Genomic DNA, 15,175 nt, shown 5'->3' on the forward strand with positions numbered 1-15,175 from the left:
GAAACTGATACTTTATCAAAATCCTCTCCTGAAGAAATAATAGTATCATCTGTAGTATGCAAAACTCGTATGGGAATCGGGAGTTCTACTAAAGTCCCAAAAGCATTATCCTTTTCTTGTAGTTTTAGCGGAGTTAATTCAGGATGTTTTTCAACAATATCCTGTTGCTTTTTATAAGCAGCCCAAAACCCTCTTTTGTGATTAAAAGGATATGTCGGAACTTCCAGAGTCTTAGTATCAATCGGATATAATTTTCTCCAATTTATATTCTTACCCAGGCACCATTGTTCGGCTACGTGCTCCAAATCCAAGCTATCTACGATAACTTCATTCTTATCTAGCTGGTTTAGTTTTGATTTTTTTATACTACCTACATAAATGTTAGATTGAAAAGTTCCTTCCAGAAAGTTTGTCAAATATGTTTTGAGATTCTCGATAGTATCATATGCAAAAGCTAACCTATGTTCCATCTCCTCTTTGGTACTTTGCAAGGTATATGACAATTGATAAGGAGTCATAGATGTGTTTTGGCTCACATAATTCAGCATGCTTTTTGCATAACTCTTCAGTATTTCTTCTCGTCTTGCTGATAATATAAATAAATGTGGTCCCTCGATTGCTTTAGAATTCTCTATCTCATCGTTTTCATAGGATTCAATAACTACATGGGCATTTGCTCCACCAATTCCAAAACTACTTACTCCCGCAATAATTCTCTTTTGATCCTTGCCTGTTAACCATTCCGTTCCATTTTCCAGAATATGAAAAGGTTTATTTTCTATTTCAATTTTGCTGTTTATGTTTTTGAAATTTTGAGTAGGAGGTAAATAATTATGCTTCATAGCCATAATTACTTTGAGTAGTCCGGCAATTCCAGATGCTGCTTCCAAATGACCAATATTGGTTTTTACTGAACCTATTCCACACCAAGGCGTGTATTTTTTATTTTTTTGACCTTGTAATGATTGAAAAGCTTTGGTCAAACCTAAAATTTCTATAGGGTCTCCTAAACTGGTTCCTGTGCCATGTGTTTCTATATATGATACATTTTGTATATCAATATTAGCCTTTGTATATGCTTCTTCAATGAGCTGTTTTTGTTTGTTTGGATTAGGTACAGTTACCCCTCCGGAGTAGCCTCCATGATTTACTGCTGTACTTTTAATTATAGCTAGCACATTATCACTATCGGCTATTGCTTTTGGCATTGGTTTTAAAAGAAGTAGCACTGCTCCTTCACCACGTACATATCCATTAGCCCTGTCATCAAAAGTGTAGCATTTGCCATCAACACTTAGCATATTGGATTCTTTGTAAGCAATACTCTTTGTTGGTTCACACATAAGATGTATGCCTCCAACTATGGCTTGTTCGCATTGGTTCTGTTGGATGGCTGCAACTGCATTATTTATGGCAACCAAAGATGAGGAACAAGCGGTATCAATGGTTAAGCTTGGGCCATCAAGGTCATAAAAATATGAAATCCTGTTTGAAAGCATTGCCATCGCCGTTCCCGTAGCCGAAAACTCTTTAATTTCAGGGTTTTTATGTAATAAAGTTTCATAATCACTCCCACTAGCACCTATAAATACACCTGTTTTACTATTTTTTAATAGTGAAGGTTTGTATCCAGAGTTTTCAATTAGTTCCCAGGTTAATTCCAGAAGAATTCTTTGTTGCGGGTCTATTAATTTTGCTTCTCTTGGGGATATTTCGAAAAAAGATGCATCAAATTTATCCACATCTTTTATATATCCTCCATAGTTGATCCCTTTATGAATACCATCTATATCGATATTTTCTGGCCAATCCCATCTCTCTTTTGGTGTAGTAGTGATGCAAGAATTTCCATTCACCAAATTCTCCCAAAATTCTTCCTTATTATTCGCTCCAGGTACCTTTAATGAAAGCCCTACAATGGCAATGTCATCAGAATTTATATGATTTTTCTTAGTGCTTACAACTTCGTTATCTTCTTTTAAATCAGATATAACACTATGGTCTGAAAGCAGAAAAGATGCAATTTCTTTCACTGTAAATAATCCATAAAATGTACTTGGATTACTTTGCAAGCCATACTCTATATTGAGATGTTCTGAAAGTTCGGTATATACAATAGATTCAACACCAAACCTTCTTAAGTCTGTATGGATAGTAATCTCTTTGTTTTCTAAAATTTCAGAAAAAAAGCTGACCATAGTTTCGCATAATTGTTCTTCACTTAGATCGCTATTCTTTTTAAAATTTTGATTAAACATTGAAGGATTATCTGAAAATTTAGCAGTTTCCAGATTTGGTGTATGTGGTATTGAAAAAGACTCTTTCTCATCTTCCTTTTCTCCTCTAATCCAAATACTTGCAATGTTTAATGGTTCTGATAATTTTTTAATTGTAAATATCTTTGCTATCAACACCCCATCCTTTTCCCTTACTAAAGAAGAGCTTAGCTTGATTGTGTTCTCATCCAGGAAAGAAAAATGTTCTAGATTATATACTAATTCTTCATTGGCATTAGCATTTCCATAATAGTGTATATCTCTAGCAATGGTAGAGCTATTTTTGGCCCAATTATAATTATCAATCTCTCCAATGTATTTTTTCTGAAAAAAACTCAATTCGCATTTATCACTTATTTTGGGATATGAAGCAAAATATAAAAGCCCAACACCATTGATATCATCATAAGAATCAATTTGATATTTTTTTTGAAACAAAGGCTCTATATCGGTAGAGATATTAAAAGAGCTATCATTAAGAATTATTTCTTGTATATCGTTATCTTCTTCATTTTTTTCGGATTGAAAAAAACAGGATTTTGCTTTAAAAAAGTTTTTTGCGACTTCAGGAAGTTTATTGTGAACCGGAATATTTTTATGCTCTACGTTTAAAGGTGTTCCTTTTACGAGTTTCTCGTTATTTCCCGAATTTCGAGAAGAAAAAACGGACATCAATTCTGTTTTTATATCTTTATTATGTCCGCTTACCTGACCATTACTAAAAAACATCTTTTTACCATACTTCGATAGATGGCTTTTAATCTCTATTTCTTCGTTTTCACTGAATTCACTCAGGCAATTATTAGATTCCCATTTTATTCGAACAAAGCTAGCATATAGCCTATTTCCATTACTATCAATCAACTTGTCTGATTCTGTTTCCAGTCCTTCTGATATCATTTTCCAATGTATATCACCTAGTTCTTTCATTAACCAGTTTTCAGACAGTCCATCCCATAACATTTGTGGTATGTTTAAACTATATGTTCGATTTTCAGACACTTTATTCATTGCATTTATAATCATTAAAAATTGGGAAATAAACTCCTATGCCAAATTTTTTACAGCCTTGGTTAATTGAATATAATTTGAAATCTAAATGGGTGGGTGTAGATATAATGTACCTCTTTTAGAAATTTTCTCTAATGTATGATCTACTATAGCAAGAAACTAAGTAAAGAGGTTATGCCCGATTTTTATATCATCATTTCTTCAGGTTGGTCAACTTCCCGAACATAATCTACTTCAGCATTACGGTATTTTTCTTTATCTAATATTTTGGGCATTTTTGCAAACGCATAAGGCAGCATACTAGGGATTAACCAGTTTGCCAGTGCATAAGGAAAGTATCCTCCTGGATCAACTGCATCGTATACAAATTCATATTCTACTTCTCCATTCTTTAAAGGAGTGTACCGCCATCTATTATGCATTTTTGTAACTCGATGATACCGTTTATTAATAGGTAATTTATCTGGAGCAGCTACAAAATTAAACTTCATTTCTTTACTAACAGGGTCTTGTGAAAATTCTGATTTAACCACAAATTCTCTATGCTTGAAAGGAGGAAAAAGCTTCTGTTTAAAGGTATAATACACTAGTCTTGGATCTGCTCCGTCCAACTTTGGGTCTGATCCGTTTATATAGTATGAATCAAACATACCAACATCTTTTGCAGCATCAGGGTTTCGCATAAGCGTTAAAATGCTAGCTAATCTGGCTCTAAGTCTTCCTACTATTTTAATTTTTAACCAAGTTTCTCCCGGAACTTTTAAGGTATATACCACCATTCCTTTCTTATCTGATTTCATTTTCCATTGGCCAGAGCCTGAATTTTTCCATAAGGAATGTACTAAGGTCAAAGTAAATATTAGTAATAGTACTTCAACCAGAACTAAGGTTATAACCCCTAATTGTCCATCTATAAATCTATTCCATACAAAAGGAGCAGCAGCTCCTACCGCAATACTTAAAAGTGTTAAGATCAATAAAAAACCATTGGTCTTATTTTTCTCAGAATGTTCCATATTATTTATTGTTTTTGTGTTATAATTCAAAACCGTTAGCTTTTGCTAGTTTTGAGATTGTTTGGTTGGTTATTTATTTTTTTAAGAAGCTATCAAGTTTCTGGCTAGATATTTGGCCAGGCAAACAAGTGTAAGAGTTGGCGTTATTCTTTCGTTTTCGGGTAGCACAGAGCCATCACAGACGTACAAATTGCTATACTCTGTCTGAAGTTTCTCATCGATATGCTCTTTTATTTTTATGGTTCCCAGAGCTCCTCCTGATATAAGGTCGGTTTTAAAGATTTTTCTGGCTCCTGCATTTTTTAATATTTCATTAGCCGCTTCCATTCCTTTCTCTAATTTCTGGTGATCATTACTTGTCAGCTCCTTATGATACTTTCCACTTTCAGTAAGTCTACCTCCAACGGGTTCTTTGACCTTAACCGTTATCCCAATATGTTTTGGATATGAGGCTATGCGTAAAGGTTTACCAGAGACGAGCATCCCTACATTGAATAGGAAGCGATGAAAATTAGCATCCATCAATTCGATATCATTATCTAGCTTTGCTCCCATACAACCGCAAAAGTTTTCTGCAGATGAAAGGTCCGGAACCTTACCTATAAGACCAATACTTGGGTTGATATAAAAACCTTGATTTACTACATTTTTGACTCCACTATTTTTAAGAATAATAGGAGAAGCCAGTGAACCTGCAGCGAGAATTATTTTTTCTCCATATGCTTTAAACACCTTCTTTTTTCGGCCAATTTGATACTCAACACCAATAGCCTTTTTATGATCAAGAATTGCCTTAGAAACAGTGGCCTGGTTAACCAAAACTGCTCCATTTCTAAGCGCATCTTCTACATAGGTTCTGGCTTTCCATTTTACTTCATAATAATTTTTATGATTGAATTTTGACTGATCTATCAACATCAATTTCTTTTTCCAGTTGTAACCTAATTCTATGGCACTCTCGCCCAATCTTTTTGCCTGACTACCAATAAATCCATCCGAAATTTCGGCGACTGGTAATTCTTTACGCACTTGTTCAAGATCTTCTGTAAGATCAATTCCTAAATTCTTGAAAGTTTCTATGGGTGGCAGGTCTGCCACAGCAAGATACATAGCGGTTGTGCCTCCGGTAGTAAAAGCTCTTAAATCTTTCAGTTTATCTGCAACACGTACTTCGTTAGAAATTTTAGCATATCCCATAATGGATTCTTTAAGAGGTGCATTGCCTCCTCGTTCCAAGATTAAGACTTTTTTATTTTGTTTGCTTAACTCTTTTGCAATTGTAGCACCGCAAGTTCCTGAACCTACGACAATAGCATCAAAATGCTCCTCATTGTTTGAATATTTCATATGTACTATTCCTTATAAAGTTTCTGTGAGTTTGTAGTGAATTGATAACTATAAAATGTTGATAAATCATGATTCTGCACAATGATAATTATCTATTATTGATACCCATTTCACTTATGATTATCAAACTTTTACACCAAATGGTTTGGCGATCTCATCCTACATTCTAAAGTTTACGATCGTTTCTTTTGTGAAGCTTTTTTGTGTATCGAATAATTATATCCTATTTCAAATTATTACGAAGTTTGATTAAGTTACGTTCTCTAAACGTAAAATCCTCCAAAGTCCTTGTAGTTAAAAAATCGTCCAAAATTTCTTGATCAAAGGCTACCGAAATCATATTCATGATACTTATTGTACGAGTGCTAAGATTATTCATCGTTAATCGCCTTGCGATCCATACGTCATCTATTTTTTCAATCTTTGACATCGTCAATTGTTTGTAATGATCTCCCCGAACGTATAAGTTCTTTTTTAAACTAATATATCTTTCTTTATCTATCCATGATATTGTTTTACTATACTTTGATTTTTTTGCCCTTTCTGTTGTGGGAGTATACTCAATAACCCATACTTCGCGCCCTTTATAGTTTTCTTCCTTTAAAATCTTGTAGTTATATTCATCAATTTTCAGGTCTTCCATATCTTCAAGTGAGAATTCTGATCCGAAAAAACTTCCGCTACTATCATTACTATCACTACTTGATGCCAGACGTTTAACTTTACTCAATTCTGGCAAGTAGATCCAGCTATCATTATCCTTACCAAGCTCACCATATTCATAAGTTAACATACCTACTCCTTGTTCTTTTTTAGGTTCAATTATAATAGAAACTGATCGGCTATCCCGATGGTTTTCTCCATAATTTTTTGCAACACTTTCCAGCAATTTATTTCTTGCTTCTTCAGTGCACACAATCCTTTTATTAGATACAGTGTATTTACAGGTAGCCAATTTTATTCTCTGAACTGATGTATTAAAGGATTCTTTAGCTACCTTTTGCACCTTTGTCATGATATCTTTTGCTGACCGAGTTGGCAATATCTTTTTTGAAAATGACGATATCAAAACGGCCATAACAACCAATAAAACAATCTGTTTTTTTTTCATTATTTATTTATTTAGGTTGAAAAAAATTTTAATACTAATTTATATGGTCAAACAACCTTTATTCCTGATAATTAAACCACAACCATAAGAAAAAGGAAAATCGATGTAATTGCCGAAAGTATTGGAAGAGGATATTTTACCTTTTATGACTTTGCTTAGAATTATTTTTGCACGACCATTTTTCTTTGAAATTTTGGCTTTCCTTTCTTTTGAAATTTTGGTTTAAAAACCAAGATCAAAGCAGGTAATAAGAAAAGATCACACATCAAAGCTGAAAAAATCGCGATTGAACCAAATTTTCCAACATTTGCAGTTCCCTCCATCGCCGAAAAGGATAGTATCCCAAAGCCTAATCCCAAAATTAAACTTGTAAAAGTAACTGCTTGACCAACTTCTTTTATCGTATGATACAAAGCCTTTTTAATATCTCCATCTATCATTAGCTTATCACGATAATGACTGATAAAATGTACGGTATCGTCTACAGAAATACCAACTACCACCGGAAGTAATAACAGGATATCTATATCTACAGAACGTCCTGTTAACCCCAACAATCCTAAAGTTAACATGGATGGAATAAGGTTTGGGATAATCGCTATCAAACCTCCCTGTATAGATCCAAAAACGAAAATCAAGACTATGGTTACCGCAATCAAAACCATAATAATGTCCTGCAATCCATTACTGGCAATAACCTGTACAAATCTCATATTCATAGGAAGTGCACCTGTTATGGATACTTTTGTATCGGGATATTGTTGTTTGAGCATGGTTACTGCTTCATCAATATCCTTTTGCATGCCTTCGTATACTTTTAGATATTTAAGAGAACCAACATTGTATAATTGCACAGAAATATGAGATTTACTATAATTATCAGAAACTTGTTTTCTACGATCTTCTGGGTTTGCCAGGTTAAAAAGAAAAAGGGTTTGGGATAAAGCGTTTTGATTGTCAGGAATGGTATACATCTCCTCTTTTTCTTCATTCAATGTTTTATTAGCCTTTTTTACAACTTCTACCAAAGATGATGTCCTAACAACTACATCATTATATTTGGTTTCTAACTTGCGTTGCAGTTTATCGATTGTATTCAGGACAAAAGGATTTTCAAATGCGTTTGCTTTAGATAAGTCCAAATAAATTTCCATATTTAGGCTTCCCATCATTTTCTCATCGATAATATCTGCAGATTCCCTATAAGGGCTACCTTCGACAAATTGATTAGCGATATTAGTATCTATTTTAAGTACAGTTACACCATAAATATTTATTCCTAACACTAGTAGAAATAACACAATAATACCAATGGGATTCTTTTGCACTATCGACGGTACGCTATTTAATTTTTTTTGTAAAAACATGGAAAAATTAGGGAGATACTTACCTGTCGATAACCTAAATTTCTTTTTTCGTTGCGTATTCTCCCTTCCAGGTGCCCATACATCTAATAATAAAGGCAAAAAGAAGATGGTAAGAATACAGGCAAATGCTACGCCCGCTGCAGACATAATACCGAAAACCTGAATACGGGGAATCGGAATCAGAAAACAGGCCAGCATACCTATTATATTAGTAAATGCCGTCAATACAATTGCTTTGTTAGTTGATGCAAAAACTTTTTGTATTGCTATTTTTCGATCATTTCCCTGATTTCTGAAATATACATAACCCGAAAATATATGTGCAGCATCACAGACCCCAACGGTTAGGATCAGCATAATTGTTAGCATTAGAAAAACTGTTACTTCTACTTCTAACCAACCTGCCAAACCAACAGTCCAGGCAGCACTTATTATAACTATTAAAAGCGACCAGGCCACCGCACTAAATGAACGAATAAAAAACCATAACAGGATAGATATTATCAACAAAAGTCCTAAATAAATCGGGCCTGCTTCTTTAATGGCTATAGCTTGCTGCTCATAGGCCAGAGGAGCGTTTCCTACTGCATAATATTCTAGGTGACTTTTATACTCCGGTTTATCTAAAATAGTATTGATTTCCTCCATTAAAGGAACCAGTTCACTTAAGTCTGCACGTTTGAAACGGATTCTTTCTTCGTTTTTTTTGATTTCACTCATATCGGCAATGACCATTTCATCCATTTCCAGAGCATCTTCAACAAGTTCTTCATCTGTAACAATAGGTAGTTCCTCTTCTAGTAACTCAGTCCCAAAATCGGTTTCGATTAGTATTCCTCCATACTTCATATCTTTTGAAAAGAAAAGTAATGGAAAAGACTTTTGAGATTGCGCTAGCTTACGAATCTCTTCGATATCTTCCTGTTTGGTCGGAACATTATCCCCCACCAATTTTCGGGAAACCAATACATCACCTTCTGCCGTTAAAAGAGAAGCATTAACGAGTGTATTAACTTTAACAATATGTTTTAGTGCTGTTGAATCTTTATTATATTTCGTATGGAGAATATCCTCACGAATTTTCTTTACTACCTCTAAAGATTTAGTAGAAAACACATCTCCATCTAAAGGCTTATAAGCTATATATACGCCTTCATTGCTTCCAAATTCTGCTTTAAACTTATCCATGGCTACTAAAACCTCATCATTTTCTGGAAACCATCCTTCAATAGTCATGTCAAATTTGGTCTTTGGTATGCCCAAAAATGTAAATATTGTAATAGCTACAAAAGCTAACCAGATAATCAGTCTTTTTTTCCGAACCATTTGCGTAACATTTTCGAAAAAATTTGTTTTGGATTTTGGGTTCTTGCTCATAATAAGGTTTATTACATGTTTAAACAGTAATCCAATAGAGCTTAATTTCTACTGGTATAGTTGGTTAATCGTACACTATCTGTTTTTAATCTGTTAGTGTTTTTGAAGTACTTTTTGCTTTACGGTAGATTTTTTTGATGTAGTCTTATTGAAAAAAGCATTTATTTTTTTAGCAATCTTTTTGCTATTATTCTTATCAATAATTGAAAAGTGATTAGCTTCAATAGGATCGATAAGGATCGGCTTATGTAATAATGCATTCCAACCATAATCTTCGGGAGCATTTTTATATGCATCCATATAACCATCTGTGGCTTTAAAAAGCAATATTTCTATTTCTTCTGGTAATTTTATAGGCGTATAAGCGCGACAATATTTATCATTCGCAATTGTGGTGTAGATACTTGTCGCCAATTGTTCTTTCGGAAAATTAAATCCTAGATTCTTAACGTTGTCATATATATAATCAACAATTTCGTTTTCAGGAACCTGCTTTAATTGCTCTGCATCCAAGATCACGTTCTGACCAGATGCGTTAATGAAAATAGATTTAATCCCTTCTACTAAATCATCAATCATATGACCACCTGCTATTGTAGGAGACATACAATCCACAAGTATTAAAGCTTCTATCGTTTCTTTTTGATCCAATAAAATCCTAGCCATTTCGTAGGCAATTGTACCGCCATTAGAAAACCCCAGTAGACGGTATGGCCCGGTAGACTGTACTTCTTTAATTGCTTCTATATTGGCTTTAGCTATAGCTTCTACACTATCAAGAGTAGTATTTTCTTTTGTAATCCCTACCGGTTCTAAACCATAGAATGGTTGTTTTATTCCTAATGCTGAAATAAGGTGTTGCAAGGTTATTATATTTCCATCTGCACCCGGAACTGCAAAAACAGGTCGTTTCTTACCTTTTACTTGCATAGGCACTAATGTTTTACGCATAAGTCCAGGTGTTGATTCGTTTGATTTTGATTCTTTTTCACTTATACTTTTACTTTTATGCTCCTTATCATTTGTAACTTGTATCTTTTCAACTTTTTCCAAATGGTTCTCTACTACATACTGAGTAAGAGTTTTAATTTCTGAATTATTAAATAGAATAGCTGGTGAAATATTAATTTCTAATAAATCGTTGACCTGAGCGATCATGGTTATCAGCCCAATAGAGTTCATTCCTAAGTCTAGGAAGTTACTATCTTCAGATATTTTTTCAATTGGTTTTTTTATTTGCAAGGCTATTTCCTGTTTCAGGAAAAGCTTTATTTTTTCAGTGGGTTTCATAAGGTTAATTTCCACACCGTTATCAGACCTGAAAAAGAACCACTCTGCCTGTACAGGATTTTCGTTAATTACCTGAATATCATTATTCTTTATACTTTTTGATACTGGCGGTTTTTCTTTAGAATCTAATTTTTCTATATCATCTATGTCAACCCAATATCTTTCTTTGGCAAAAGGATAATCTGGTAAAGATACTGGGTGTACTTTTTTGTTTGTCCAGACCATGGTCCAATCTATATGAAGACCGCTGGTCCAAAGTTGTGCAAGCTGCTCCCACTTTACAGCCTTTAGACTTTGCTCAACCATAGTACTTATCATATCTTTTGTTAAGATTTTGATAATTCCGTTTTCTTTATTACGATTGATATTTCCGTAAAAGATTCCTTCCTTTTCCAATGATGTTTCCTTACCCGAATTTTTGATCATGATCAACTTTTCAAGCAAATCTGTGTGGGAGGAAACAACTATAGACAATCTTTCATCCATGGCATCACGACCTACCTGTAGAGTATAGATCAAATCTTCTAAAGATGAATCAGTCTTAGTATTAGATAAATAATCAATATAGTTATCAATGTATTGATCCAAACGTTCACCATCTTTTGCAGAAAGAACAAATAACTGAGATGACGTTGTAGTTTCTATTTTGGATATTGGTGCTTTAATGGGATATTCCTCTAAAACAATATGCAAATTAACTCCACTATCTGCAAAAGAATTAAGCCCCGCCCTAATTGGAGTATCATTATGCTCGCGTAATATATCAAAAGGTAACTCTTTATTAGCTATGTATAAAGGATGAGAGGTATTATCAATATCTATAAAGGTATTTATCTTTTTTCCTGATATGGTCATCGGAAACTTTTTGTGATATAGTGAAAGTGCCAGTTTAATAAAACTAGCCAATCCACTAACGGCCTCCAGATTTCCTATATTTCCTTTTACACTACCTAAAGCGCATTCTTTTTCTTTTGACTTATGTTCTCTAAATACATTTTTAATTCCCTCATATTCAAAAGAATCTCCCCATTTTGTCGCGTACCCATCAACTTCGATGTAGTTTATTGATTCTGGGGTTATTGAAGCCTTTTGATAGCAATTAGTAATAACATTGGTAATCGCTTCATGTTTTACTTCTGACAAAAATCTGGCATTACCTCTATTATTCTGATGACTGGTTTTGATAACACCATAAATTCTGTTATTATCTTTTTTGGCGTCATCCAATCTTTTTAGAACAACGGCTGCTACTCCTTCTCCTCGAGTAAAACCATTAGCTTCATCATCAAAAACTCCACATGTTCCTGTAGGTGATAACATACCATATTGTGATAATGAGATATAATCATCTTCAAATAAATTTAAAGACACACCTCCTACAACTGCGGTACTGCATTCATTATTTAGTAATGAGTAATAGGCTCTATTAATTGCTACTGCAGATCCTGCACAGTTAACATTTATAGATTCACTAGGTCCATAAAAATCAAACAAAAACGAAAGTCTGTTTGCCAGATAATATGTAGGGCTTGAAGAGCTGAAAACAGGCCCATATTTACCTACTGGTATTTTATTTATGTTCTTTCTTAGATAATTTTCATATTCTGAATATTCATAAGCAACATATATAGCTGTATCGGACCCGGCTAATTTTTTAGGTGCTACACCTGCATCTTGAAATGCTTTATAGACCTCTTGTATCAGCAATCTCTCCTGAGGATCCATCAGTATTGCTTCTTCTGGATCAAGGTCAAAAAATTTCGGATCAAAACAATCAATGTCATTGATCATTGCCCCCCATTTAGAGATTGTCTTGCCTGGGGAGACCGATTCTTCATAATAATCTTCCCAATTCCATCTTGATTTCGAAATTTCATTGATGCTATTTTTACCATCAACCAGGTTTTCCCAAAATGTCTGAATATTAGGTGCATCCGGAAAATTGCAACTAAGACCAACAATAGCTATATCGCAGTTTTGGGATGATGGTTTAGCTGGCACATTTGCAATGGGCATCTGTTTTTCCTTTCCATTGAAATCATTCTCATTACTTTGATCAAAATTGTTGTAATACTGCATCAAATCATCACTATGATGAGATAACAAAACATCTACTATTTCATCAATCGATCTAAAAGAAAGGTGTGACAGATCTATCTTATATTTTTGATCTATAAAATGTAGTAATTTATGATAAGATTCTTTAACAGATCTTCTACCGCTAGATGTTCGATCTCTTGTAGAATTTGAGTTGATGTTTTTTTCGGTTGTCGGACTTTTGACTGCTGATTTTATCTGTATTTCTGGTGAATTATTTGTCTCAGGCACATTGTCTATATCATCCGTTTTGACACTGATTATTTCCTCTTCCAGTAAATCAGCAAGTTCTTGAGTTGTGTTTACATTTACGAATTTTGAAGGGGATAGTGTAATGTTAAACTTACGGGATATTTTATTGATCAATTCCATAGAGATAATGGAGTCAATACCAAAATCCTCGAAATTAGCATTAGGATCTAATTTCCCTGCAGGGAGTCGTAATGTGGTTTCAAAGATCGTTATGATCTCTTGTAAAACATTTTGAGTTATTGCTACTGTCATATTGTTACTCCTTTTTCTTGAAAATTATTCAAATCGGATATAATTAATTTTCTTAATTTTTCCATTTGATCATTTTTTTTGACCCCTTGTTCGGGATCGTTTATTCTGTCCTGAATGGCAGCTGCTACTGGTAGAATATCTTCTACTATTTCATCTTCTTCAATATTATCAGATATATAAAAGAAGTTTTGTTTCAATAGCGTATCAATACTTTTTTTTACAATTCTTATAATAGATTTAATATCCTTATCAGAGTGCGCTAATGTTAAAAAACAGTTGCCTGAAGGGCTGGTTTCAACACCATTTATTCTCATCAAAACAAAAACTAACTCTTTTACTACTCCATTGGGATCATCAAGAAATTTAAATCTGAATAATGAGCTGAAATACTCGATTATTAATGGCACATTTTTAATCTTAAAAAAAGAATTCAATTCTTCGCACATGAGTCTGGTCTTTTCATTCAATTCCTGTAAGAAGTCAGAATTCGACTCACCAGTTTTGTTTCCTGAAGTTGAACACCTTTTTTTAAATTCGATGAGTATTGCTAGTGTTGCAGCTAGTTTAATTGGGTTTCTTGTATGCGTGCCAGCCATAAGTGCTTTTTTAACACTGGGCATCGAATCATCATCATAGTCAAATGATCCCCCGTCTACATAATTCATGTATTTGGTAAATCCTGCGATCATTCCAGAAGGCATTCCTCCTGCCGGAACTTTTCCATAGGTAGCAAGGTCTCCTTTAATCTTCCAAAGCCCCTGTACTCCGCTACTAGAAGCCCTAAATCCTGTGATCATTTCGTCCATTATTAATAGAATATTTTTTTCAAGAGTTAACTTGCGTACCTCCTTTAGGAATTCGACAGGCTGATTACTTGGATTTCTCGATTGTACGGGTTCTACCAGAATCCCGGCAATTTCGTGTGCTCTATCTTCTATAATATCCAGATCGTCCATGTTTCCATAATCCAGAACAATAAGCTCATCGGCAAATTCCTGAACCATTCCCAGTCCCATTGCTATACTATTGCCAAACTGATCTTTGGCTGCAAGTACTGTATCAGATAACCCATGATAGGCTCCTTCAAAAATTACTATTTTTTTCTTTTGAGTAGCTGCACGAGCAATCCTTACTGCCCACATAACTGCTTCTGTACCAGATTGTGTAAAGAGCACCCTTTCGTGGCCTGTAAGTTCACTAAAAAGTTTGGTTGCCTGAGAGAGCTCTTCTGTATACCCTACCAAAGGATATCCCTTATCCAACCGTTTTGAGATAGCTTCTTTTATAAAGTCTGGTTGATGACCAAATAAGTTAACTCCATTATCACTAGCGATATCAATATATTTATTGCCATCAATATCATAAAGGTATGCTCCATCACCCTTGCTATATGTTAGATGAAATTGTAAGCGTTTTAACGCTTTTTTCAATCCTCCGGTTCTTCTTTGGTCTACAAAATATGTCTGACACTCGGATGCATTTTCTTTGGATTTTGATGCAATTTTTTCCAGTTTCTGAGCCATTTGATCAATGAATCCTTTATGTTCTTCATTTAACTGAAGCTCGGTCACTGCTTTAAGTGTATTATCTTTTTTTTCAGAAAAGTTATTCTCAACCGAGTTAGCATTATTTGACAAATGCGTTTTTAGTTTAGAAACCAAATAACTTTTCTCTTTTTCGGGTAATTCTTCAAAAAATCTTAAAGCTTCTTTCTTCTCTATTTCCTTTGAAACAATTTTTTCCAATATATCGTCGATTGCTATCATGACCTTATCTTTA

General features: G+C 34.1%; 7 protein-coding genes. All 7 read right to left on the minus strand.

What is annotated here, in order from left to right:
• Positions 1-3,287, minus strand: a 3,287-nt coding sequence (locus Z053_RS30205; protein ID WP_241459834.1) for a Pnap_2097 family protein, incomplete at its 3' end; no start/stop codon positions are given.
• 185 nt (positions 3,288-3,472) lie between these two features.
• Positions 3,473-4,303 (minus strand): SRPBCC family protein, encoded by an 831-nt coding sequence (locus Z053_RS0114500; protein ID WP_025665731.1) that lies wholly within the window; start codon positions 4,301-4,303, stop codon positions 3,473-3,475.
• A gap of 81 nt (positions 4,304-4,384) precedes the next feature.
• Positions 4,385-5,650 (minus strand): GMC family oxidoreductase N-terminal domain-containing protein, encoded by a 1,266-nt coding sequence (locus Z053_RS0114505; protein WP_025665732.1) that lies wholly within the window; start codon positions 5,648-5,650, stop codon positions 4,385-4,387.
• A 223-nt stretch (positions 5,651-5,873) separates the two neighbouring features.
• A complete protein-coding gene (locus Z053_RS0114510; protein WP_025665733.1) occupies positions 5,874-6,761 on the minus strand; it encodes an outer membrane lipoprotein-sorting protein in 888 nt (295 codons plus the stop codon).
• Positions 6,762-6,922: 161 nt separating this feature from the next.
• Positions 6,923-9,505 (minus strand): efflux RND transporter permease subunit, encoded by a 2,583-nt coding sequence (locus Z053_RS0114515; protein ID WP_025665734.1) that lies wholly within the window; start codon positions 9,503-9,505, stop codon positions 6,923-6,925.
• Positions 9,506-9,598: 93 nt separating this feature from the next.
• Entirely contained in the window at positions 9,599-13,396 is a 3,798-nt protein-coding gene (locus Z053_RS0114520) for a beta-ketoacyl synthase N-terminal-like domain-containing protein (RefSeq protein ID WP_025665735.1), read from the minus strand.
• Positions 13,393-15,162: an aminotransferase class III-fold pyridoxal phosphate-dependent enzyme gene (locus Z053_RS28660; protein ID WP_025665736.1), complete on the minus strand. Its 1,770-nt coding sequence runs from the start codon at positions 15,160-15,162 to the stop codon at positions 13,393-13,395. The genes Z053_RS0114520 and Z053_RS28660 overlap by 4 nt, the downstream gene beginning before the upstream one ends.
• Between the last annotated feature and the right edge of the window lie 13 nt (positions 15,163-15,175).

The sequence above is a fragment of the Aquimarina megaterium XH134 genome (assembly GCF_000520975.1).
Classification (GTDB): Bacteria; Bacteroidota; Bacteroidia; order Flavobacteriales; family Flavobacteriaceae; genus Aquimarina; species Aquimarina megaterium.